This is a genomic window from Rhodospirillaceae bacterium (genome assembly GCA_002746255.1).
GTDB lineage: Bacteria > Pseudomonadota > Alphaproteobacteria.
Genome location: NVWO01000006.1, coordinates 23,653 through 46,302, shown reverse-complemented (window position 1 = coordinate 46,302; position 22,650 = coordinate 23,653). Strand labels below are relative to the sequence as shown.

The 22,650-nt window shown below is 56.0% G+C and carries 22 protein-coding genes; 16 read left to right on the top strand and 6 right to left on the bottom strand.

Features of this window, described 5'->3' with window-relative positions; genetic code table 11:
* Window positions 1–119: 119 nt before the first annotated feature.
* Genes COA65_05275 through COA65_05265 form a run of 3 tightly spaced genes read left to right on the top strand, consistent with a single transcriptional unit; the run spans window position 120 to window position 2,157 of the window.
* Window positions 120–995, top strand: coding sequence for a 4-hydroxy-tetrahydrodipicolinate synthase (locus COA65_05275; GenBank protein ID PCJ59855.1), 876 nt, complete (start codon window positions 120–122; stop codon window positions 993–995).
* Between the two features lie 8 nt (window positions 996–1,003).
* Window positions 1,004–1,474 carry an SsrA-binding protein gene (locus tag COA65_05270; protein PCJ59854.1) on the top strand — a complete coding sequence of 157 codons (471 nt, stop codon included), beginning with the start codon at window positions 1,004–1,006 and terminating at the stop codon, window positions 1,472–1,474.
* Between the two features lie 14 nt (window positions 1,475–1,488).
* Window positions 1,489–2,157, top strand: a complete 669-nt coding sequence (locus tag COA65_05265; protein ID PCJ59853.1) for a sulfite oxidase-like oxidoreductase — start codon at window positions 1,489–1,491, stop codon at window positions 2,155–2,157.
* A gap of 9 nt (window positions 2,158–2,166) precedes the next feature.
* On the opposite strand, the gene COA65_05260 is transcribed toward COA65_05265, so the two are convergent.
* Window positions 2,167–2,811: a uracil-DNA glycosylase gene (locus tag COA65_05260; protein PCJ59924.1), complete on the bottom strand. Its 645-nt coding sequence runs from the start codon at window positions 2,809–2,811 to the stop codon at window positions 2,167–2,169.
* A gap of 142 nt (window positions 2,812–2,953) precedes the next feature.
* On the opposite strand from COA65_05260, the gene folK reads away from it, so the two are divergent.
* The 11 genes from folK to parC all read left to right on the top strand — a co-directional run bounded on the left by folK (window position 2,954) and on the right by parC (window position 13,385).
* Window positions 2,954–3,490: a 2-amino-4-hydroxy-6-hydroxymethyldihydropteridine diphosphokinase gene (gene folK, locus COA65_05255; GenBank protein ID PCJ59852.1), complete on the top strand. Its 537-nt coding sequence runs from the start codon at window positions 2,954–2,956 to the stop codon at window positions 3,488–3,490.
* Window positions 3,491–3,560: 70 nt separating this feature from the next.
* A complete protein-coding gene (locus COA65_05250) occupies window positions 3,561–3,974 on the top strand; it encodes a DNA-directed RNA polymerase subunit omega (protein PCJ59851.1) in 414 nt (137 codons plus the stop codon).
* 112 nt (window positions 3,975–4,086) lie between these two features.
* Entirely contained in the window at window positions 4,087–6,240 is a 2,154-nt protein-coding gene (locus tag COA65_05245; GenBank protein ID PCJ59850.1) for a bifunctional (p)ppGpp synthetase/guanosine-3',5'-bis(diphosphate) 3'-pyrophosphohydrolase, read from the top strand.
* 65 nt (window positions 6,241–6,305) lie between these two features.
* Entirely contained in the window at window positions 6,306–6,887 is a 582-nt protein-coding gene (locus tag COA65_05240) for a hypothetical protein (protein ID PCJ59849.1), read from the top strand.
* On the top strand, window positions 6,880–7,647 hold the full coding sequence (locus tag COA65_05235; protein PCJ59848.1) for a pyridoxine 5'-phosphate synthase: 768 nt from the start codon (window positions 6,880–6,882) through the stop codon (window positions 7,645–7,647). Before COA65_05240 ends, COA65_05235 begins: the two co-directional genes overlap by 8 nt.
* Window positions 7,644–8,054 carry a holo-ACP synthase gene (locus tag COA65_05230; protein ID PCJ59847.1) on the top strand — a complete coding sequence of 137 codons (411 nt, stop codon included), beginning with the start codon at window positions 7,644–7,646 and terminating at the stop codon, window positions 8,052–8,054. The genes COA65_05235 and COA65_05230 overlap by 4 nt, the downstream gene beginning before the upstream one ends.
* 17 nt (window positions 8,055–8,071) lie before the next feature.
* A complete protein-coding gene (gene lepB, locus COA65_05225) occupies window positions 8,072–8,824 on the top strand; it encodes a signal peptidase I (GenBank protein PCJ59846.1) in 753 nt (250 codons plus the stop codon).
* Window positions 8,824–9,516, top strand: coding sequence for a ribonuclease III (gene rnc / locus COA65_05220; GenBank protein PCJ59845.1), 693 nt, complete (start codon window positions 8,824–8,826; stop codon window positions 9,514–9,516). Before lepB ends, rnc begins: the two co-directional genes overlap by 1 nt.
* On the top strand, window positions 9,513–10,418 hold the full coding sequence (locus tag COA65_05215; protein ID PCJ59844.1) for a GTPase Era: 906 nt from the start codon (window positions 9,513–9,515) through the stop codon (window positions 10,416–10,418). The genes rnc and COA65_05215 overlap by 4 nt, the downstream gene beginning before the upstream one ends.
* A gap of 2 nt (window positions 10,419–10,420) precedes the next feature.
* The gene (locus COA65_05210) at window positions 10,421–11,188 is read left to right on the top strand and encodes a DNA repair protein RecO (protein ID PCJ59843.1); all 768 of its coding nucleotides are present in this window, start codon (window positions 10,421–10,423) and stop codon (window positions 11,186–11,188) included.
* The gene (parC, locus tag COA65_05205) at window positions 11,163–13,385 is read left to right on the top strand and encodes a DNA topoisomerase IV subunit A (protein PCJ59842.1); all 2,223 of its coding nucleotides are present in this window, start codon (window positions 11,163–11,165) and stop codon (window positions 13,383–13,385) included. Before COA65_05210 ends, parC begins: the two co-directional genes overlap by 26 nt.
* Before the next feature lie 29 nt (window positions 13,386–13,414).
* Here the strand turns inward: parC and COA65_05200 are convergent, their stop codons facing one another.
* Genes COA65_05200 through COA65_05185 form a run of 4 tightly spaced genes read right to left on the bottom strand, consistent with a single transcriptional unit; the run spans window position 13,415 to window position 17,513 of the window.
* Complete coding sequence (locus COA65_05200) at window positions 13,415–14,566, bottom strand: ABC transporter substrate-binding protein (GenBank protein PCJ59923.1); 1,152 nt, start codon at window positions 14,564–14,566, stop codon at window positions 13,415–13,417.
* 43 nt (window positions 14,567–14,609) lie between these two features.
* Window positions 14,610–15,362: an arginyltransferase gene (locus COA65_05195; GenBank protein ID PCJ59841.1), complete on the bottom strand. Its 753-nt coding sequence runs from the start codon at window positions 15,360–15,362 to the stop codon at window positions 14,610–14,612.
* A complete protein-coding gene (locus COA65_05190; protein ID PCJ59840.1) occupies window positions 15,362–16,513 on the bottom strand; it encodes a carnitine dehydratase in 1,152 nt (383 codons plus the stop codon). The genes COA65_05195 and COA65_05190 overlap by 1 nt, the downstream gene beginning before the upstream one ends.
* Window positions 16,514–16,544: 31 nt before the next feature.
* A complete protein-coding gene (locus COA65_05185; protein PCJ59839.1) occupies window positions 16,545–17,513 on the bottom strand; it encodes a porphobilinogen synthase in 969 nt (322 codons plus the stop codon).
* Between the two features lie 311 nt (window positions 17,514–17,824).
* Here COA65_05185 and COA65_05180 point away from each other — a divergent pair, with 311 nt between their 5' ends.
* Both COA65_05180 and COA65_05175 read left to right on the top strand, forming a co-directional pair.
* Window positions 17,825–21,058 (top strand): methylmalonyl-CoA mutase, encoded by a 3,234-nt coding sequence (locus tag COA65_05180; protein ID PCJ59922.1) that lies wholly within the window; start codon window positions 17,825–17,827, stop codon window positions 21,056–21,058.
* Window positions 21,059–21,212: 154 nt separating this feature from the next.
* On the top strand, window positions 21,213–21,659 hold the full coding sequence (locus COA65_05175) for a MarR family transcriptional regulator (protein PCJ59921.1): 447 nt from the start codon (window positions 21,213–21,215) through the stop codon (window positions 21,657–21,659).
* Here the strand turns inward: COA65_05175 and COA65_05170 are convergent.
* Window positions 21,656–22,579 (bottom strand): hypothetical protein, encoded by a 924-nt coding sequence (locus COA65_05170; protein PCJ59838.1) that lies wholly within the window; start codon window positions 22,577–22,579, stop codon window positions 21,656–21,658. The two genes, COA65_05175 and COA65_05170, sit on opposite strands and share 4 nt — an antisense overlap.
* Window positions 22,580–22,650: the final 71 nt, after the last annotated feature.

Genomic DNA, 22,650 nt, shown 5'->3' with positions numbered 1-22,650 from the left:
CCATATCCCTGCAACGGCCCTATAACGGCCATTGTTGAATTTTAACATATGCTCCAACCCTTGCCGCCACAGGAAGCTAGGGCTATGTTCCGCGGAGCAGTAAGGATTGGTAGCATAAAATGTTTAAAGGTTCTTTTGTCGCGCTTCTAACCCCCTTTCGCGACGGTGCTATTGACGAAACCGCCTATTGCGCCTTCATCGAATGGCAAATTGCACAGGGGACGCATGGCCTGGTGCCGTGCGGGACAACAGGTGAATCGCCGACGTTGAGCCACGCCGAACATATGCGGGTCGTGGAGCTTTGCGTTGAAATAGCTAAGGGTCGCGTACCCGTCATTGCCGGAACGGGGTCGAATTCGACGGAAGAAGCGATCCTGCTTACGCGCCACGCCAAGGAGGCTGGCGCAGATGCGGCGCTTGTCATTACGCCTTATTACAACAAGCCTTCCCAGGAAGGGCTGTATCAACATTTCAAAGCCATTCACGACGCCGTCGATTTTCCGATCATCCTTTACAACGTTCCGGGCCGTTGTGTGGTTGATATGTCGGTGGCGACGATGGCGCGGCTTGCGGAATTGCCGAACATTCTTGGCGTGAAGGATGCCACGGCCGATCTGGCCCGCCCATCGGAAACGCGCCGGGCGATCGGTCGGGATTTCTGTCAGCTTTCCGGCGAAGACGCCACGGTGCTCGCGTTTCTTGGCGAAGGTGGTCATGGGTGTATTTCGGTGACGGCGAATGTTGCACCAAGACTGCTCGCCGAGATGCACGAGGCGTGGATGGGAGGCGATTACGCAACTGCCCGCGAGATTCAAGACCGGCTGGTGCCGGTGCATGGGGCGTTGTTTGTTGAATCGAATCCAGGTCCCGTGAAATATGCGGCAAGCCTTCAGGGCCATTGTTCGGGCGAATTGCGGCTCCCGCTTGTGGAGGTTTCCCAGGCGAACAAAGAACGAATTCGCAAGGTGCTTGAATCGACCGGCCTGCTGGCCTGAGTGCCTTGATGGCGCACGCACGCACCTCTGATCGCTTTGTGGCGCAAAACCGGAAGGCGCGTTACAATTACATGATCGAAGAAACCCTGGAGGCGGGCATTATCCTGACCGGTCCAGAGGTGAAATCGCTGCGGCTTGGCCGTTGTTCGATGAACGAGTCCTACGCGACGGAAAGAGGCGGCGAACTCTACCTGTTTAACATGCACATCGCGGAATATGCGGCCGCTGGCCACGAGGATCAGCAGCCGATGCGCCCGCGCAAGCTGTTGGTCCGCCGCCGTGAAATGGACCGGCTTCTGGCGGCAGTGAAGCGGGACGGCATGACCCTGGTTCCGCTATCGCTCTATTTCAACAATCGCGGCATCGCAAAACTGTCCCTGGGCATGGCGAAGGGCAAGAGCAAATCGGACAAACGCGCATCGGAAAAGGCACGCGAATGGCAGCGTCAAAAAGAACGTCTCGTGCGGGATAAGGGCTGAACGCGGGTGCAAAAATGACGAAAAAAGATGCAGGCTTGCTTGGAAAAATACGCGGAAAGCTTGTTCGTCGCAAAGAGGAATGGGCAAGGGAAGGGCGCTTGCTTACGGGGAAGGCAGGGGATAGTGAACGGGATCGCCTTCCTCCGGGGCAACGCGAAGTCAAGAACTGGCCGGTTCTGGATCTTGGCGTGCAGCCTTCGGTCGCGCCGGAAAAATGGCATCTGCGTATTGACGGCCAGGTTGCTAAGCCCTTTGCCTGGGATATGGCTACCTTTTTGGCGCAGCCACAGATCGAAAGCGTTTCGGACATTCATTGCGTGACGTCGTGGTCGCGCTACGACAATCGCTGGAAGGGGGTCGGCGCCCGGCACCTGCTTTCCATCGCCAAGCCTTTGCCGGAGGCGCGGTTTGTTCTTTTCCACAGTTTCGATGGCTATACAACGAACGTGTCTCTGGCCGATTTTGATGACGATGACGTGCTGCTTGCCCATAGCTGGGAAGGAAAGCCATTGGCGCGGGAACATGGCGGTCCGGTCCGTGTTGTCGTTCCAAAGCGCTATTTCTGGAAAAGTGCGAAATGGGTCTGCCGAATAGAATTCCTTGCGGAAGACCGTGCCGGTTTCTGGGAAGAGCGTGGCTATCACAACGAAGGCGACCCGTGGGAAGAGGAGCGTTACGGATGACGCTGTCCCTTAACCGCCGCTGAGATGCGCTCGCATGTCGCGAATGACGGTTTCGAACATCGTCTCCGTCAGTCGGCCCGTGTTCGTATTGTAGCGCGAGCAATGATAGCTATCGAACAGCCATAACCCATCTGGAAGCGGGTGGCAGGCACCGTGACGGAAAGAACAGGAACTGCGTTTTACATCCAATGCTTTCAAGATGGCGCGGTGGGCCACCAGGCCAAGGGCAAACAGGACGCGGAGTTTTTTCATGGTGGCGATTTCCTTGCTTAGAAAATCACCACACATGTTTGTTTCGGTTGTCGTCGGCCGGTTTTTTGGCGGGACGCATCGCACGGCATTTGTAATCCTGCAATCGACAAGCGTCAGGCCGTCCGTGGCCGTTGCGCCGTAAGTGCCGCTGGTAAAACCATATTTTCCAAGCATGCGGTAAAGAAGGTCGCCAGCGTAATCGCCGGTGAAGGGCCTGCCGCTTTGATTTGCCCCCTTCAGTCCGGGGGCAAGCCCCACGATTAGCACGCCTGCGTCTAGTGCTCCGAAGGCAGGCACCGGGGCGTTATGCCAAGTGGGGTAGGTTTTTCGATTCGCGTCTCGAAAGGCTGCAAGGCGCGGACAGAGCGGACAATTCGCCGCCGGTTCGATCTTTCCTGGGATCCGGGATTTGATGGGTGTGGCTCCGTCAATTTTCAAGAGAGGCCAGAGTGCCTTTGGTGGGTTCGGCGAAGTGGACTATTCTAGGGGCTTGTGGTGTCGGTTCAACCTGGCATCCGATGGGGAAAGAAGGAATGTTCGGGGCATGATCCTGATCGGCTTGGGTTCGAATCTGGCGGCGCCTGCCTATCATTCGCCAATGGAAACCTGCGAAGCGGCCCTTGCTGCCTTGGTGGCGGCGGGCGTGCGGATTGTGCGGCGTTCCCGGTGGTATGAAAGCGCGCCTCAGCCACCTTCTGACCAGCCATGGTTCGTGAACGGAGTGGCGGCGGTGGCAACGGAACAGACGCCGGAGGCGCTGCTCGCGCTTTGTCTTCATATTGAACATGATTTTGGGCGTGAGCGGCGGCAACGAAACGCCGCCCGGACGCTCGATCTGGACCTGCTGGCCTGGGACGATCGGGTCCTTGAGATGGAGGGGCTTGCCATCCCGCATCCGCGCCTTCCGGCGCGTGCCTTCGTCCTGTTGCCCCTGGCCGAAATTGCGCCGGATTGGCGGCATCCGGCTCTGGGCCTTCCAATTGCCGAGATGATCCGTCGGCTGGATAAGGATTCACAGGCCTTTCCGCTGAAAAACAAAGGGGATAGGGTGCGGCACGGCCCCCGCCAGCCCTCTTCCTGACTTGCACATAGCGCAGTGCAGCAATATATTCCTTGATACTCCCATGTTTTAACCGAGAGGCGTCCTATCTATGGCCCGCGTTACCGTCGAAGATTGCGTTACCAGGATACCGAACCGTTTTGAGCTTGTGATACTTGCGGCGCAGCGTGCCCGGGAAATCACAGCCGGGGCCACGCCCACCGTAGGGCGGGATCAGGATCGGAATCCGGTTGTAGCACTGCGTGAAATTGCCGAGGCGACGATCGACCTGGACGGTCTTCGGGAGGAAAAGGTGCGTGCTCTGCAAAAGCATGTGAAGGTTGAGGAGCCGGAAGAAGACATCCTGGAACTTGTCGAACAGGAACAGCAGCACGCGGCGGAAGTTGGGGAACCCAACCCCAGCGAAGAAATTGCGGAAGACGTGCTGTCTGTTGTCGAAGAAGTGGGTGCAGCAGCCGTTCTGGACGATAAAGCGGAAGAAGCGGCCGACCAGGACAAGGCATGAGGAAACGGTGGTTTTCTGATTTTCTATCGGATACCGCCGAAGTTCTGATTTTTTTGTTTCTACAGCGGCTGCATTTCTCCCAATTTGCGACTCTAGGGAGGTGTGATCGCCGATGATCCGGCAATTTGAATTGGTGGATGCCGTCAAGGCGTACGATTCCTCTGTTGATGAGGAAATGCTAAATCGCGCCTATGTCTTTTCGATGAAGGCGCATGGCTCCCAGAAGCGCGCATCGGGAGACCCCTATTTTTCACACCCCCTTGAAGTTGCCGGCATCCTGACGGGGTTGAAGCTTGGTGGCCTTTCCATTGCGACGGCGCTGCTCCATGACACCGTTGAGGACACGCTAACCACCCTTGACGAGATTGAACGTCAATTTGGTTCGGAAATTGCCGCCCTGGTCAATGGCGTTACAAAACTTTCGCGGATCGAACTTCAGTCCGATCGTACGCAGCAGGCGGAAAACTTTCGCAAACTCGTGCTGGCGATGTCCGATGACATTCGCGTGCTTCTCGTAAAACTTGCCGACCGTCTCCACAATATGCGCACCCTCCACTATATCCAGGATCCGGAAAAGCGCCGGCGCATCGCCAGGGAGACGATGGATATCTATGCGCCTCTGGCAGACCGCATCGGTCTTCATGTCATGAAGGACGAATTGCAGGATTTGGCGTTTGCAGAGTTAAACCCAGATGCGCTGAATTCCATCCTCGCCCGGCTTAGCTATTTGCGGCAGGAGGGCGGCGTAAAAATACCAAAAATCCTTCAGGAGCTTGAGGCCGCGTTTCGGGACGGCGGCGTTTCGGTAACGCTCTCGGGGCGAGAAAAAAAGCCATCTTCCATCTGGAAAAAAATGGAGCACAAACACATCAGCTTCGAGCAATTGTCGGACGTCATGGCCTTTCGTGTCGTTGTCGCCAATCCAGAGGATTGTTACCGGGCGCTTGGTGTTTTACACCAGCGTTACCGGGTGGTGCCTGGGCGTTTCAAGGATTACATCAGCACACCGAAGCCAAACGGGTACCGTTCGCTTCATACCGGTATTATCGGTCCGGAACGGCAGTGGGTAGAGGTTCAGATTCGCACCCATGAAATGCAGGATGTTGCCGAACACGGTGTAGCTGCGCACTGGCAGTACAAGGGGGGGCTTGCCAATGGCACGGACGGGCGCCAATACCGCTGGCTTCGAGAATTACTGGAATTGCTGGAGAACGCCTCCGGTCCGGAAGAATTTCTCGAGGAAACGAAGCTCGGCATGTTTCAGGATCAGGTCTTCTGCTTTACTCCAAGGGGGGATTTGATTGTTCTTCCCCATGGGGCAACGCCGGTGGACTTTGCCTATGCTGTGCATTCGGAGGTTGGCAATACCTGCGTTGGTGCAAAAGTAAATGGACGCATGTTGCCGCTGCGCAGTCAGCTTCATAATGGCGATCAGGTCGAAATAATCACATCAAAAGCGCAAACGCCCTCACCAACCTGGGAAGCATTTGCCGTTACAAGCAAGGCGCGTATGTGCATCCGTCGTTTCGTACGCTCGAAACAGCGCGGCCAATATATGCAATTGGGAAAGGCAATCTTTGAGCGAAAGCTCCAGAAAGAGGGAGTCGATCTCAGCGGGAAACGTCTAGAAGATATCTGCAAAAGTTTTCATTGTGATTCCGCCGACGATCTTTATGCGGCTCTTGGCGAAGCGCGCTATACGGTCGAAGAGATCTTTAAAACGGCCTTTCCAGGAAAAGCATTTCGTTCGCGTGCCGGAAACGTCATCGCCATTTCCTGGCGTAAGCGCAAGAAAAAATCGGGGAAAACTCCCATCCCGATACGGGGCCTTATTCCCGGAATGGCGGTGCATTACGCGGCGTGCTGCAGTCCACTGCCGGGGGATCGGATCGTGGGCATCGTGACGAAAGGAAAGGGCGTTATGATTCATACGATCGATTGTGAGGTTCTTTCCTCTTTTGATGAATTGGCGGACCATTGGCTGGACGTGGCATGGGATGTCGGTGCCGAGGCTGCGGCGACCGCCGCTCATGCCGGGCGGGTGCAGATGGTTGTCCTGAACGAGCCGGGAACCCTCAGCAGCCTTTCAACGGTCATTGCGAACAATGGCGGCAACATTAACAATTTAAAAATTACCGATCGTTCTGCCGATTTTTTTGAGTTGGTTATTAATATCGAGGTTGAGAATGCCAAGCACCTGACCGGCATCATTGCCGCCCTTCGCGCTTCTCCGGTGATCAATACTGTTGAGCGCGCGCGCGGCTGAGAAAGGGCTGGAAGCTGGTATACGTACCGTACTGCCTGACTTGTTGAGATCTGAGATCGTTCACGATGCTTTTCAAACGTCATAAAAAATTGCACCCTGTGCATCACGTGCGCAATGTTCTTTGGCCAAAGCTTGGCTGGGGTCGTGCCATGCGTTATCTGCTGCACCGTGTTGGTCGCCTGCCGGCAACGCCGTACGGCATTGCTGCCGGTTTTGCTTGTGGCGCGGCGATTTCCTTTACACCTTTCATGGGCTTTCACATTATTTTTGCGGCGCTGATTGCGTGGTTGATTGGCGGCAATGTGCTTGCCTCGGCGCTTGGCACGGTCGTTGGCAACCCGTGGACGTTTCCGTTTATCTGGCTGTGGAGTTTCAATTTTGGAAACTGGCTGCTGCAAACCGATGCAACACAGACGGCTCCAAATACGCTGACGCTTCAGATTATCCTGAATCACCCGGACTGGCTGCTTTGGCCAATGACAATAGGCGGCGTGCCAACAGCAATCCTTGCGGGATTTGTTTTTTACTGGCCGATCAGGACAATCGTGGCCAATTATCAGCGTCGCCGCCATCATCGCCGCGAAGCCGGAAAACTGCGGGGCGCGATGCGCCGCGCGGCGAACAGCAAAATTGATTCCGATGACTGAGCGGCTTCGGTTAGGCGTCAATATCGATCATGTGGCAACCCTTCGCAATGCGCGTGAAGGGGGTCACCCGGACCCGCTGCGGGCGGCAGACGTCGTTTCGCGTGCGGGGGGCGACGGCATCACTGCTCATCTTCGCGAAGATCGCCGTCACATTCTAGATGCTGATATTGCCGCGCTCGCCAGGAAAGGTGGGCTGCCGCTTAATCTTGAGATGGCGGCGACGCCGGAAATGCGCGCAATTGCTCTTGATCTGCTTCCCCATGCCGTATGCCTGGTTCCTGAAAAACGGCAGGAATTGACGACGGAAGGTGGCCTCGACACGGTTGTTGGAAAAAGCCATTTGGCGCCCTTTGTCGCGGCACTGGAGGATGCGAAGATTGCGGTCGCGCTTTTCATTGATCCGGATTTTTCCCAGGTGGATGCTGCAAAAGAGCTTGGTGCGTCGGCGGTTGAGCTGCACACCGGGTGTTATTGCGATGCGCGCGCGACGGCGCGCGAAAACGAATTTGGACGTCTTGTTGCAACCGCGCGCCATGCCACCGCGATCGGCCTTGAATGCCATGCGGGTCATGGCCTTTGCTTTGATACGGTTGGACCCGTCGCCGCGATTCCGGAAATCGTTGAGCTGAACATCGGTCATTTTTTAATCGGCGAGGCGGTCTTTATGGGTCTTGAAGCAAGCATTTTGAAAATGCGGGCCGTGATGGATGCCGCCCGAGACGCGAGCGCCTCCAGGATGCCGCAGGGTGCTTCAATATGATTCTGGGCCTTGGCAGCGACCTTGTTGACATTCGCCGGATCGAACGTACGCTTTCGCGCTTTGGCGAGCGTTTCACCCACCGCCTTTTCACCGAGGCTGAACGACGCAAGGCGGCGCGACGCCCCTTGGGCAAGGCTGCTACATATGCCAAGCGTTTTGCTGCCAAGGAGGCATGCGCCAAGGCCCTGGGGAGCGGTTTCCGTAACGGCGTTTTTTGGCGTGACATGGGGGTTGTAAACGACTCTTCCGGAAGGCCGACGCTTCAATTAACTGGCGGGGCAGCCAGGCGCATGGTGGCAATTACGCCGCCAGGGATGGCGGCAAAAGTCGAACTGTCGTTAAGCGACGAATACCCTTATGCGCAGGCCAGCGTCATCATCTATGCTGCTCCGTCGGAAGATAAATAAGGAACGGATTGAGAAACATGCCAGGGCTATTCGCATATCAAAAAAGAAAAGAAAGTTTGTGGGAAACGGTTCGAACCATCGTTTACGCAATTATCATTGCGGTGGTTGCGCGCACGGTTGCGTATGAGCCGTTCAACATTCCATCCAGCTCGATGGTGCCCACGCTTTTGGTAGGCGACTACTTGTTTGTTTCAAAATTTTCCTATGGGTACAGCCGTTATTCCTTGCCCTTCGGTCTGCCCCTGATTGCGGATCGAATCTTCTTTACGCCGCCGGAACGCGGTGATGTGGCCGTTTTCAAGCTACCTTCAGACAACAGCACAGACTACATCAAGCGGATCATCGGCTTGCCTGGGGATTCAATCCAGATGAAGAAGGGCCGCCTTTACATCAATGGCACGCTTGTGGAGCGGAAGCAGGTTGAGGATTTCACAATACGAAATGCCTATGGGGCCCAGGCCATCAGGCAATATGTTGAAACCTTGCCGAGCGGACGGCGCCATCGCATCCTTGAGACATCGGACACAGGGCGTCTTGACGACACGCCCGTTTACAAGGTTCCGCCCGGCCACTATTTCGCAATGGGGGACAATCGGGACAATTCCCTCGACAGCCGGGCCAAGCATGGTGTGGGGTTCATTCCAGAAGAAAACCTTGTCGGGCGTGCCGAGGTTCTCTTTTTTTCGGTAAATGGCGGCGCGCGTTTCTGGGAATTCTGGAAATGGCCGACCGCCATTCGTTTCCGCCGTGTTTTCCAGTCGATCGACTGATGGAAGGGGTATCCGCTGCGCGCGTTTCTCTGACCGATGCGCTTGGTCACTGCTTTGCGGATCCAGCCCTGCTGGAGGAGGCCTTGACCCACTCAAGCGCCGCTTCCGCCACCAGGCCCGATTACGAACGCCTTGAATTCCTGGGGGACCGGGTCCTGGGCCTGGTCGTTGCCGATCTTTTGTTGCGCCGCTTTCCTGCCGAGGCGGAGGGGGAAATTGCCAAGCGCCATGCCGCCCTGGTTTGCCGCGAGGCCCTGACGCGAATTGCCATAACGATTGACCTTGGCAATCATCTTCGTCTTTTTGAAGGCGAGGACGCGATGGCAATTCGTGAAAATCCTGCCTGTCTTGCCGATGCGCTGGAAGCCGTTATCGCGGCGCTTTACCTGGATGGCGGCCTTGCGGCGGGTGTGCGTTTTATTGAGCGGCATTGGCAAGTCTTGCTGGAAGAGATGCCGCTCCCACCCCAAGATCCAAAAACACAGCTTCAGGAATGGGTTCAGGCACGTGGGCTGGTGCTTCCTCACTACCAGACCATCGCGCAGGACGGGCCGGACCATAAGCCGGTCTTCCAAGTGCAGGTCGAAATTGCAGGTTTTGCACCCTGCATCGCAAGCGGGTCATCAAAGCGGGCTGCCGAAATTCTGGCAGCGGCGGCGCTGCTTGAAGCAATCGTAGGGGTTCGGCCATGATAGATGAAGCAGCGCGACGCTTTGGTTTTATCGCCGTCATCGGGGCGCCGAATGCTGGAAAATCGACTCTAATCAACCGCTTCGTGGGTGCAAAGGTAAGCATTGTTACCCCGAAGGTTCAGACGACGCGAAGCCTTGTGCGCGGCATCGCCGTTCGTGGGCATGCGCAGCTTGTTTTCGTGGATACGCCGGGCATCTTCGAGCCAAAACGACGGCTGGAGCGTGCGATGGTGGCCGCCGCCTGGAGTGGGACTCAGGATGCCGATGCTATTCTTCTCATCGTTGATGCGGCGCGCGGGTTTTCTGGCGACACCAGGCGGATTGTCGAGAGGCTGAAGGAGAGAAACCGCAAGGTGACCCTCGTTCTAAACAAGATTGACAGTATCCGGCGTGAAAATCTTCTTCGTCTTTCTGAGGAAATGAATGCGACCGGAATTTTTGCGGAAACGTTTATGATTTCGGCCCTGAAGGGAGACGGGGCCGGCGACCTTCTCGAAAAATTGTCCAAGTCCATGCCAAGCGGCCCCTGGATGTATCCCGAGGACCAGATCACCGATATTCCCACCCGATTGCTTGCCGCCGAAATTACGCGTGAAAAGCTGTTTCTTTTGCTTAATCAGGAACTCCCCTATTCCCTGGCTGTGACGACGGAAGACTTTGCCGAGCGTGCGAAAGGCGACATTCGGATTGAACAGTCGATCTTCGTTCAGCGTGACAGCCAGAAAGCCATTGTGTTGGGTGAAGGCGGCCGCCGCATTAAGGAAGTCGGTATTGCCGCGCGGAAAGACCTGGAAGCGATCTTTGAAAAACGGGTGCATCTTTTTCTTCGCGTCAAAGTCCGAAAGGACTGGATCGACAATCCAGAGCATTATCGCGACTTTGGTCTAGATTACGGTGCCTGATAATGGAATGGACCGACGACGGCATTGTTCTGGGTACGCGCAAGCATGGTGAAACCAGTACGATCGCGACGCTTTTCACGCGGGAACATGGCCGGCATATGGGGATCGTCCATGGTGGCGTTGGCCGTCGGGCGCGGGGGATCTACCAGTCTGGGAATCTACTCAACGTACGCTGGCGGGCACGGCTGAACGAGCAGCTTGGAAGCTGGAGCTCTGAAATAAACCGCAGCTTTGTGGGCGACGTTCTGGACGACGCCCTTCGCCTTGCGGCGCTGACATCGGCTTGTGCAATCACGGATGCGGCTTTTCCCGAGCGCCAGTCCCATCTTCGCGCCTATCTCGGTTTTGTTGATTTTCTCGAATCCCTGTCTGGCCCGGCATGGCCCTGTGCCTATGTGCATTGGGAATTGCTGTTGTTGGCCGAGCTTGGTTATGGGCTTGATCTCAGCGCCTGCGCGGCGACGGGGGCGACGACGGATTTGCGCTATGTTTCGCCGAACTCCGGTCGCGCTGTCTCGACCGCCGCTGGAGCGCCTTACGCTGCGCGTCTTCTGCCTTTGCCGGCCTTTTTAATCGCCGCGGTGCCATGGGATGACGAGGCCATCCGGGCCGGGCTTTCCCTGACGGGTCACTTTCTTTCCCGCCATGTTTTTGCTGCACATCATGCGGCCGAGCCTGCCGCGAGATCACGATTTCTTGCGTGTTTAGTGGAAATGACTACAGGATCTGGTGTAAAAAGCGCGAATGTCGAAAACAGTCACCACTCCTGAAATTCGTGATATCGGCTTTGCCGAGGCCTTGGGCGAACGCTATTTGGCCTACGCCCTTTCCACGATTACGTCGCGTTCCTTGCCCGATGTGCGCGATGGGCTCAAACCGGTCCATCGGCGCCTTTTATATGCAATGCGCGAGCTTAACCTCGATCCCGGCGCCGGTTACAAGAAATGCGCGCGTATCGTTGGTGACGTGATCGGCAAGTACCACCCCCATGGTGATGTGGCCGTTTATGAGGCCCTTGTGCGTCTTGCCCAACCCTTTGCCATTCGCTATCCGCTGATTGACGGGCAGGGGAATTTTGGCAGTGTCGATGGCGATAACGCCGCCGCCATGCGTTATACGGAGGCGCGCCTTACGGAAGTGTCGAAGTTAATTTTGGATGGCATTGATGAAGACGCCATTGATTTTCGCGCAACCTATGACGGCGAGGCGTCCGAACCCGTTGTTCTTCCGGCAAGCTTCCCCAATCTTCTTGCGAATGGGGCGGCTGGCATTGCCGTTGGTATGGCGACGAACATTCCGCCTCACAATGTGGATGAAATTGCGGCTGCCCTGCTGCATCTGATTCGTTTTCCAAAGGCGACGGTTGCGAAACTCGTAAGCCTGATGCCAGGCCCGGATTTTCCGTCCGGGGGTATTCTTGTCGAGGCGCCGGCGAATATTCTTGAGGCATACACCACCGGGCGCGGCAGTTTTCGGCTGCGCGCACGCTGGCAGGTCGAAACGCTTGCACGTGGAACCTACCAGATTCTTGTGACGGAAATTCCATACCAGGTGCCAAAGGCGCGCCTGATTCAGAAAATTGCGGATATGTTGCAGGCCAAAACCCTGCCCCTGCTTGAGAACATTCGCGACGAATCCGACGAAAAGATACGCCTCATTCTGGAGCCTAGAAACCGCAACGTCGACCCGGCGGTTCTTATGGAATCGCTTTTTCGAAAAACGGATCTTGAAATTCGTGTCGGGCTAAACCTGAACGTCCTGGACGGCACGGGTGTGCCGCGCGTTATGGACCTTCGAGAGGTTTTGCAGGCCTTCCTTGACCATCGTCACGACGTGTTGTTGCGGCGAACCCACTTTCGTCTGGCGAAGATCGAGGAACGCCTTGAAATTTTAAAGGGCTATTGCATTGTCTACTTAAACCTCGACAAAATTATCGCCATCTTGCGGGGTGAGGAAGCACCAAAACCACCCCTTATGAAAGCGTTCAAGCTTTCGGATTTTCAGGCGGAGGCAATCCTCAACATGCGACTGCGCGCCCTTCGACGGCTGGAAGAAAAGCGCATTCAGGAAGAGTTCGACCGTTTGTCCGCGGAAGAGAAAATCCTTCGTAAGCGTCTCAAGGACAAAGCAATACGTTGGCAGGTGATCGCCGACGAGGTGGCGCAGCTTCGCAAGCAATTCTCCAAAAAAACGCCGCTCGGGCGACGGCAAACAAGCTTTGAGACGGCACCTGACGATATCGACCTGAATTTAGAGACAATGATCGAAAAAGAACCGATCACGATTCTTTGCTCGGAAAAGGGCTGGATTCGCACCGTAAAAGGGCATGTCGCGGGCGAAAAAGGTGTGAAATACAAGGAGGGCGACGGTCCAAAGTTCGAAATACATGCCGAGACAACGGACAAGCTGCTGATTTTTGCTTCGAATGGCCGCTTCTACACCCTTGCCGCCGATCGCCTGCCGCGCGGGCGCGGCCATGGCGAGCCGGTGCGTCTGCTTGTCGATCTCGGCAATGAAGATGATATCGTCACCCTTTTTGTACACGACCCTGGGGCCAGGCTTTTGGTTGCGTCTTCCGATGGGCGGGGCTTCGTTGTCAAGGAAGAGGCCGTCATTGCCCAGACGCGCGCTGGAAAACAGGTGCTGAATGTTGCAAACGGTGTCACGGCCCATGTCTGCGTGCGAATTGCAGGCGATCACGTTGCCGTCGTTGGCGAAAACCGCAAATTGCTGATTTTCCCCCTGGACGACCTGCCGGAGATGGGTCGCGGGCGGGGAAACATGCTTCAGCGCTATCAAAAAGGCGGGCTTTCGGATGTGACGACCTTCGTCGGCAAGGAGGGGCTTCACTGGAAAATTGGCGAACGCACGCGCATTGAAACGGATATCGAAGCCTGGATGGGCAAGCGCGGCGCCGCCGGGCGTGTCGTGCCGAAGGGCTTTTCAAAAGCCAACCGCTTTCGCTAGGAAAGCCGGTTTTGCCAGGGGCCTTTGGCTTAGAGGTTGGCCGTCCTTTGGCGCATCTGCAAATAGCCCCCTTCTGCAAACGCGCTATAGCGAATGGCTTTCTCGCGAAAGGCCATAAAGGATCGGTATGTGCGTCCGGTTATGTCATCGACGTTTTCAAGCTCGGCTAGAACGTCATTGGTTGCTTTCCCGAGCGCGTCGATGACGTCATTTGGAAAATGCTCGATCTTGACCTGGTGTTCTTTTCTTAAAAGCTCCATGGCATTGGCGTTGCGCACGGCATATTCCGCAAGCATCTCGTCGGTTTCCATCTGACAGGCGGCGGCGACGATGTCTTTTAGATGCTGGGGCAAGGCGTTGTATTTTTCGAGATTGACCATGAGTTCAAGCGCCGTGCCGGGCTCGTGAAATCCGGGGCCGTAGTAATATTTCGCGATTTTATGAAAGCCGAACGCGACGTCGTTCCAGGGGCCGATCCATTCCGTCGCGTCGATGACCCCGGTTTGCAGCGCTGCAAAAAGTTCGGTTCCTGAAATATTGACCGCCGCCGCGCCAACCCGGCGCAAGACTTCGGCACCAAGGCCCGGCATGCGCATCTTAAGGCCCTGGAAATCCTCGATCGAACGGATTTTGCGGTTGAACCAGCCGCCCATCTGGGCGCCAGAATTGCCGGCGATAAAAGCTTTAAGGCCGAATTTTTCATAAAGTTCGTCCCAAAGTTCCTGGCCACCGCCATAACGAATCCAGCCGCTTTGTTCTGCCGCTGTCAGCCCAAACGGCACGGACGCGAAGAAATTCGCCGCCTTTGATTTGCCCTGCCAATAATAGGCGGCGGCATGGCCAAGTTCGACCACGCCCTGGGAGACGGCGTCAAAACATTCAAAAGCAGGCACCAGTTCGCCAGCGGCATAAACTTTTACTGTAAGTTCGCCTTCACTCAGGCGCGTGATTCGTTCGGCGCAACGTTCGGCGCCGACACCAAGGCCGGGCATGTTTTTCGGCCAGGCAGTGACCATCTTCCATTTATGGATTTTTCGCCTGCTGGCGGGTGCCGGGGCATTCGGGCTGCTGGGTGCTGGTTTTGCACCGCCAGTAAGGGCGTAAGTGCCGGCGGCACCAACGGCAAACCCGCCAGCGGCGAGGCCGACACCGGCTTTGCTTAAGAAATGACGCCGTTTCATAGTGTCCCCCATATTTTTGTCAAACATGCCTGTAGTAAAAAAACTATTCTATATCAATGGGCTTCCAGCCAAAATCGCCAAAGCCTTCGATCGGGCGGAAGCGTGTTTTGTAGGCCATCTTGTGGCACTCGGAAATCCAGTAGCCGAGATAGACATGGGGCAGGTTTCGGCTGCGTGCCTGGTCGATCAGCCAGAGAATCAGAAAGCTGCCCAGGCTTTGCCGGGATTCCTTGGGCTCAAAAAAGCTGTAAACGGCAGAAGGCCCGTCGGAAAGCCAATCGATGAGCCCGACCAGGACAAGGGTACCATCTGCCTTGCGGAACTCAATCAGCCGGGTTTCCGCCAAGGCTTCTTCGACAATGGTCGCATAGCTGGCGAAGTCCATCGCCGCCATCTCGCCATCGCCATGGCGGGCGCGTTGGTAGCGGTGAAAAAGGGAAAACTGCTCGTCCGTCGCCTTTGGGGGCCGTTCCGATACGACAAGCTCTGCATTTGCCTTCCAGATGCGCCGGTGGCTCTGCCTGGGAGCGAATCCTTCGGCCAGCACGCGAACGGAAACGCAGGCCGTGCAGTCCGGGCAATCGGGTCGATAGGCAAACCGCCCGGTGCGGCGGAACCCCGCCTGTGACAAGTGGGCGTAACGTTCGCTGGCACGCGCGCCTGCAAGATCAATGGCGATCCGGCTTTCAATCTTGCCATCGAGATAGGGGCAGGGAAGTTGGGGGGTGCGGAAAACGGACGCGGAACGTTGAACAAAAGGAATTTTGGGATCAAAGCGGCGGGGCGTTTTGTCCATCACATATTGATTTCGCGGAGAATGCGGTCACGGTCGGCATCCAGCTTTGGTGCTGATTTTCGCCGTTTGGCGTCCGGAAAGGCGGAAAGCTTGATCGGGTTTCCCGGCGCGCGCAGTGCCCCAATTTCCGGGTCGTCGATTTCGATCAGCATATTACGGGCGGCAATTTGCGGATCGTTCAACACATCGGCCACGTTGTTGATGCGGCTGCAGGGAACGCCTTTTTCTTCAAAAATAGCAAGCCAGGCATCCCGCCCACGGTTTGCCAGGGCGGTTTCGATTTCTGTTTTCAACGCCTCGACGTTTTTAATGCGCGAAGGATTGTCATGAAAGCGCGGATCGTCGCAAAGGTCTGGACGCGTCAGCCCCTGACATAGCCGGGAATAGAGCTCGTTGTTTGCGGCAGCAAGAATCAAGTAATCGTCGGCAGCCTTGAAAGCCCCGAAAGGGGCAATCGAAGGATGGTGCGCGCCCAGGGGGCCAGGCACTTCCTTTGTTACGATATAGCGGCTGATGGCGTTCTCCAGGATCGCGACCTGGGAGTCCAGCATGCTGACATCGACCTTCATGCCTTCACCTGTACGTTCCCGGTGCAGGAGGGCGGCATTGACGCCGATCACGGTGAAAAGCCCCGCCGTGATATCGCCGATCGACGTTCCAACGCGTGTCGGCGGGCTGCCGGGGTGACCGGTCAGGCTCATAATGCCGCCCATCGCCTGGGCAACCATGTCATACGCCGGTCGGTGTGCGTAAGGGCCGGTGTGGCCAAACCCGCTTGTTGCGGCATAGATAAGTTTTGGAAAATGCGGGTGCAAATCCTCCCAGCCAAAACCAAGTTTTTCCATCGTACCGGCCCGGTAATTCTCGACAAGCACGTCGCTGCGTTCAAGCAAGCCGCGGAAAACTTTCTTGTCCGCCGCCTGTTTCAGGTCGAGAACGATGCTTTCCTTGCCACGATTTAACGAAGCAAAATAGGCAGACTTTTTCTTGAGGAAGGGGCCGAATTGCCGCGCGTCGTCGCCACCGTTCGGTGGTTCCACCTTGATGATGCGGGCGCCCAATTCGCCAAGCATCATCGTGCAGTAAGGTCCGGCCAGAATCCGCGTTAGATCCAGCACCGTAACGCCGTCAAGCGGGCCCGAAACTGTCATCTCCGTTCCTCCCGGTCGCGTTTACGACGCGTTATTTTCCTTTGAGAAGACGCGCGACCTCAATGGCCGCGTAAGTCAGGATTGCGTCCGCACCCGCCCGTTTGAAACAGAGCAGGCTTTCAAGAAGCGTGTGTTCCCAATCCACAACACCGGCATTTGCGGCGGCCTTGAGCATCGCATATTCACCGCTTACCTGATAGGCGAAGGTAGGCATTCCAAAGCTATCCTTCGCACGACGCAGAATATCAAGATAGGGGAGGCCGGGCTTCACGATGAGCATGTCCGCTCCCTCCGCGATATCAAGGGCAATCTCGCGCATTGCTTCGTCGCCATTGGCGSGGCTCATTTGATAGCTTTGTTTGCCGGTCGGTCCCAGGCTGGCCGTTGATCCAACCGCGTCGCGAAACGGCCCATAAAAAGCAGACGCGTATTTTGCGGCATAGGCCAGGATGCAAATGGATTGCAGGCCCTTTGCATCAAGGGCGTCGCGGATGGCACCGATCCGCCCATCCATCATGTCGGAAGGCGCAACAATGTCGCAACCGGCTTCGGCCTGAACGCAGGCCTGTTGGCAAAGAATTTCAACCGTGGCGTCGTTGTCGACGTCGCCGTTGCGCAGGATGCCGTCATGGCCATGGTCTGTGAAGGGGTCCAGGGCGACATCGCAAACAATGCCGAGGCCAAGACCGGCGGCCTTTACGGCGCGAATGGCCCGGCAAACAAGATTTTCCGGGTTCACCGCCTCGTCGCCATTCGGTGTTTTCCGCTTTGGATCGATCACTGGAAAAAGCGCGATTGCCGGCAGCCCAAGCTCGGCTGCCTCCTGGGCCGCCTCAACCAAAAAGTCGATCGAAAGCCGTGCAACGCCAGGCATCGACGCCACCTCGGTCCTGACCCGGGTGCCTTCCTGCACGAAGACCGGCCAGATCAGGTCGTTGACGGAAAGCCGGTGTTCGTCGACCAGACGGCGGCTCCACCCATGGCGCCGGTTCCGGCGCATTCGTGTTCTGGGGAAACCTGCGGTCGTTTGAGGAAAAGTCTGTTTCAGTGCGAAACCCCGCTTCAGCCGCCTTTTTTGCGGCAATCTTCTTTAAGACCAGTTCAGTGGTATAATCATTCGTAGATGATAGGAACAAGCGCTGTCACGGCGCAACCGGATTTCCCCTAGCCAGGTCCCGCAGAAATCCCATGTCTGATAATCCCATGTCTGATAATCCCATGTCTGATGCTAAAGCCGCCAAGACCAGGAAAAAACCGGCCAATGCGCTGAATGGCGGCGCACCGAATGGTAGCGCACCGAATGGTGGTGGCATGATCGCACCTTATAAGGCGCGCCATCAAACCCGCTTTGTGACCGCCACCAGCCTCTTTGACGGGCATGACGCGGCGATTAACGTCATGCGCCGCATTTTGCAGGCTTCGGGTGTTGAGGTCATTCACCTTGGCCACAACCGTTCGGTGGACGAAATTGTGACTGCCGCCTTGCAGGAAGATGCCCATGCCATTGCCGTGAGTTCTTATCAGGGTGGGCACGTAGAATATTTTAAATACATGATAGATCTCTTAAAGGCGCGCGGTGGCGGACATATCAAAGTGTTTGCCGGTGGCGGTGGCGTCATCGTCGCGGAAGAGATCGATGCGCTTATTGGCCATGGTGTTACGGCCATCTATTCGCCAGAGGATGGGCGGCGTCTTGGCCTTCAGGGCATCATCAACCACATGATCGAAAGCGCGGACGCGGATTTAAACGCGTATCTTCCTGACAATTTGGATGAATTGCAGAAGGGGAACTGGCTGGATCTTGCGCGCATCCTAAGCGGCATCGAAAATGGCGCGTTAAAGAAAGGTTTGCAAAAAGACCTTCACGCCCTTGCGGAAAAGCACGCGGCAACCCCGGTCCTTGGCATTACCGGCACCGGCGGTGCTGGAAAATCTTCTCTGGTGGATGAAGTCGTTCGCCGGTTCCGCATGGACCATGACGACCTTGCCATTGCAGTTCTTGCCATCGACCCTTCAAAACGCAAAACGGGCGGCGCGCTTTTGGGTGATCGCATTCGCATGAATGCGATCACCGATGGCGGCGTTTACATGCGTTCTCTTGCCACGCGGATGTCGGGCGCGGAAATTCCGGTTGGCCTCGATGATGTGATTGCGGCGTGCAGGGTGGCTGGTTTTGACCTTGTCATCGTAGAAACGTCGGGCATTGGTCAGGGCAATGCGGCAATCATCGATCATTCCGATGTTTCGCTTTACGTCATGACGCCGGAATTCGGCGCGGCGAGTCAGCTTGAAAAAATTGACATGCTCGACCTTGCGGACGTTGTCGCCATCAATAAATTTGACCGCAAAGGTGCGATGGACGCGCTTCGTGACGTGCGTAAACAGGTGCAGCGCACACGCCAGGCCTTCACGCAAGCGGCGGCGGACATGCCCGTCTATGGGACGATTGCTTCGAAGTTTAACGACGAAGGGGTGACGGCTCTTTATGAGGGGCTTCTGGATATCTTCAATGCGCGCAAACTTGGAACGTGGGAAACGCGCTTTCCCCGGATGACGGAAAAGACGACAAAACCGCGCGCGGTAATCGTACCGCCAGCGCGTCAGCATTACCTCTCGGAGATTGTGGAAACGGTGCGCAATTATCTGGCGCAGGTTGAATCCCAGGCAGGCATTGCCGGTGAATTGCAGCAGCTTTCAGAGGCAAAGCGCCTGTTGCAAGAAGCCGGAAAGGACGCAGAAGGGCTGGATAGCCTGATTGCGACGCGTGCTGGTGCCCTAGAGCCGGACTTTCGCGCCCTGCTTGAGGACTGGCCAAGGGTGAGGGCGGCCTATGGCGGGGAGGAATTTGTCGAAAAAATCCGTGACCGTGAAATTAAAACCTCGCTTTACTGCACCTCGCTTTCCGGTTTGAAAATTTCCCGTGTGGCGTTGCCGCGTTTTGAAGGCCATGGCGATCTTCTCCGTTGGTTGGGGAAGGAAAACCTTCCCGGTCGCTTCCCTTACACTGCCGGCGTATTTTCCTTTCGGCGGGCGGATGAAGACCCAACGCGGATGTTTGCGGGCGAGGGGGACCCCTTTCGGACAAACAAACGGTTCAAATATCTTTCAGAGGGCTCGCTTGGAAAACGGCTTTCGACGGCGTTTGATTCCGTCACCCTTTATGGGGCAGACCCAGAAGAGCGCCCGGACATTTATGGCAAAATCGGGAATTCCGGCGTTTCCATTGCCACCCTCGACGACATGAAGGTGCTTTACAGCGGCTTTGACCTTTGCGATCCGAAGACGTCGGTTTCGATGACAATCAACGGCCCGGCCCCAGCGATTCTGGCCATGTTCCTGAACACGGCGATCGATCAGAGGCTGGATCGCTTTGCGGAGCGGGAAGGCCGCCCGCCAGATGAAGCGGAAATGGCGGAAATTCGCAGCCATGTCCTCTCCGTCGTTCGCGGCACCGTGCAAGCCGACATACTTAAAGAGGATCAGGGGCAGAACACCTGCATTTTCTCAACGGAATTCGCCCTGAAGATGATGGCCGACATTCAGGCCTATTTTGTCGAGCATAAAGTGCGGAATTTCTACTCCGTCTCGATCTCCGGTTATCATATTGCCGAGGCCGGGGCCAATCCGATCACCCAGCTGGCTTTTACCCTTGCGAACGGCTTTACGTTCGTCGAGGCATATCTTGCGCGTGGCATGCGTATTGACGATTTTGCGCCAAATCTTTCCTTCTTCTTCTCAAATGGGATGGACCCGGAATATTCCGTTCTGGGGCGTGTCGCCCGGCGTATCTGGGCGACGGCTATAAAATTCAAATATGGCGGCAATGAACGCAGCCAGAAGCTGAAATACCATGTTCAGACATCCGGTCGTTCCCTGCACGCAAAGGAAATGTCCTTCAACGATATTCGAACGACCCTTCAGGCGCTGATCGCGATTTATGACAATTGCAACAGCCTGCATACGAACGCCTTCGACGAAGCCTTTACGACGCCGACGCCGGAATCCGTTCGCCGCGCCCTGGCCATTCAGATGATCATCAACCGCGAATGGGGGGTGACAAAGAACGAGAATCCGAATCAGGGGGCTTTTTTCTTTGAGGAATTAACGGATTTGGTTGAAGCGGCGGTGCTTGCGGAATTTGAGCGAATTTCAGAGCGGGGCGGTGTCCTTGGTGCCATGGAGACCGGCTATCAGCGGGGAAAAATCCAGGACGAATCGCTTCTTTATGAAACCCATAAACATGATGGCAGCCTGCCGATCATCGGCGTGAACACGTTTTTAAACCCTGAAGCTGAGCCCACCTTGTTGATGGCGAACCTCCAACGTTCGACCGAGACGGAAAAGAAAAACCAGATAAAGCGGCTTGGCGACTTCCAGGCGCGTCACGTGAAAGAAGCGCCCGCCGCCCTTGCCCGCCTGAGGGAGGCGGCGATGAAAGACGCAAATGTTTTTGCGGTGCTGATGGATAGTGTGCGTTCCTGCTCCCTTGGGCAGATCAGCCAGCTTCTGTTTGAAATTGGCGGCCAATATCGAAGGAATATGTAAAGTTTTCAATTGGTTGTGCAAATATCTTTCTTGAAGTCTTAAACAAAAATTTAACCTTTCTACGCCAAGCTGTAGGGACCGCCAATTGTGGGTTTTGCATTCGCAAAACATGGAAAGGAACGTTGTGCAGTTGGAATATGTGCAAATTTTTTCGATGATTGAACGGCTTCATCGCCGCTTTCTTGACGTCGTAAAAAACGAATTGGACCGCATGGGCGTTGCCGACATCAACAATGTCCAAAGCCTGATTCTGTATAACGTCGCCGAGGAAGAATTGACCGTGGGCGAACTCACGATCCGGGGTTTCTACCTTGGCTCGAACGTTTCCTACAACCTCAAGAAAATGATCGAAAATGGCTACCTTTTGCAGGAACGGTCGACCCATGACCGGCGTTCCGTCCGGGTGCGATGCTCGGATAAGGGGCTCAAACTTTGCAAAGTCCTGCAGGCGGTTTTCGACAACCACGTGATAGCCCTCGGCAAGGGCTATGTAACGGGCGAAGATTTAGATGCGACGAACAAGACCTTGAAGCGTCTCGAACGCTTCTGGACCGACGCGCTTCGTTTTACTGCCGACATCTCTCTTGAAGAAGCATCCTAGCCACTCGGCGCGTTAGCATGCGCCTCCAGAAACCAATCCATCAAGGCGTCGATTTCCGGATAGGGAAAGCTGTGCGGTGCGCCTTCCAGCTCCCGGTAAATCACCTCTGGCGCGTGCGCGCGCAGGCTTTCCGCCATTTTCCGAACGCTCATGCCGGGAAAGATTGGATCGTCGGTCCCGTGAATGACGTAAACCGGAATTTTCGGCATTGCTTCCACGTCGAAGGGGCGCATGCCAGCGAGGAAAGCGGCTTTGCAAAAAGGAATGTTTTTTCGCCGGCAAAGCGTCAAAGCGGCAAGTGCACCATCCGAAAGTCCCGCCACCCGGCAGGCTTCTTTGGGAAGGTCATAGTTCTCGCCAAGCTTCGCAACCATGGATTCAATCCACTCCAGGTCGTCTTCCGTCCAGCTTTCTCGCTGCGAAGACGGCGCGTAAATCGGAATTTTTCGGCGTGCGGCCGCGAACACCCATTTCCAGATAAAATGACGGCCCTTCATGAAGGCACCGTGAAGAACGACCAGCAGAGCCCTTTGCGACGCCGTTTCGTGTGATGGCAAGTAGAAAGCTTCGTCGCCTTCCTCGAAAACCTCGCCATTGTATTCGCGTGCGAAAATGGCCTTCTTCAAAAGCACGTTCGCTGCGTCCACACGAAGCTTGTGTTCTATGATGTCGGTGAAGGCATGGCTTTCAGCTTCTCCAAACCCGGTCATCGCAGCCTCGAACGCCGCGAAGGCATGGACGAGATTGGCGTCCGGCATCTTGTCCGCATGTGTTTTCAGGGTCGTAAAGTTCGGCACCCATTTCTCGATAGCCTCCCGCCGGAGGGCGGCCATTTTCTTCGGGTCATGGAAGGCAAGCCGAAAAAGAAAGTCATCGACGTCCTGTGCGAGCGCGCCAAGCCCTTCGGTCGTTTTTGCCACCCGGCACCTCGTTTAGGGTTTATGAACAGGGTAAGGATGGCCAAGCATAGATGGGCTGCCATCAATGGCAA